Annotated in this window: 1 protein-coding gene; it reads right to left on the minus strand. The window is 79.7% G+C overall.

Annotation, left to right across the window (positions count from 1 at the left end; all coding sequences use genetic code 11):
- Nucleotides 1–142: 142 nt before the first annotated feature.
- The coding region (locus tag ABEB16_RS21310) for a PP2C family protein-serine/threonine phosphatase (protein WP_345714180.1) at nucleotides 143–907 on the minus strand (765 nt) is incomplete at its 5' end.

Raw genomic sequence — 907 nt, forward strand, 5'->3', positions numbered from 1 at the left:
TCTCCGGGTTCGGGCGCCACCACGGCACCCTTCGGGCGCCCGTCTCCGGGTTCGGGCGCTCCGGACTCCGCTCCCGGGCGCCCGGACCCGGAGACGGGCGGGGAGGGATGGACGGGGAGGGATGGGCGGGGAGGGATGGGTGTCAGGCCGCGACGGGGTGCAGCCGGGCGGCCAGCAGCACGACGTCGTCGGCGCCGGGCGCCGGGTGCGGCGGCCGGGGGTCGCCCAGTGCCGCGGCGAGACCGGTGAGCAGCCCGTCGAGCAGGGCGGGCAGCGGGCGCCCGGCGAGGCCGGTGGCGGTGCGCCGCAGCAGCTCCAGGCCCTCGTCGAGGTCGTGGTCGCGGCGCTCGACGAGGCCGTCGGTGTAGAGCAGCAGGGTGCTGCCGGGCGCGAGCCGCACCTCGTGGTCGCTGCGGGCGGCGTCGGGGCGGACGCCCAGCAGCAGCTCGGGGGCGGTGGTGAGCAGCTCGGCGCGCCCGCCGGGGTGCAGCAGCAGCGGGGGCAGGTGGCCGGCGCTGGTCCAGCGCAGCAGCGCCCCCGGGCAGGCACCGGGGCCGCTGCTGAGCTCGGCGACCAGGCAGGTGGCGGTGACGTCGAGGCCGAGGGCGGCGGCGGTGGTCTCCAGCCGCCGCACGGTGTGCGCGGGGTCCTCGAGGCGGTCGACGGCGAGGGTGCGCAGCACCGCGCGCAGCTGCCCCATCGCCGCGGCGGCGGTCGGGTCGTGGCCGGCGACGTCGCCGACGACGAGCAGGGTGCGCCCACCCGGGCGGCGCAGCGCGTCGAACCAGTCCCCGCCGACGCGGTGGTCGGTGCTGGCGGGTCGGTAGCGGGCGGCGAGCTCGACCCGGCCGTCCTGCGGCAGGTCGGCGGTGAGGAGCGCGCCCTCCAGCACGTCCAGCGCCTCGCG

The organism is Kineococcus glutinatus (assembly GCF_039542765.1).
Lineage (GTDB): Bacteria > Actinomycetota > Actinomycetes > Actinomycetales > Kineococcaceae > Kineococcus_A > Kineococcus_A glutinatus.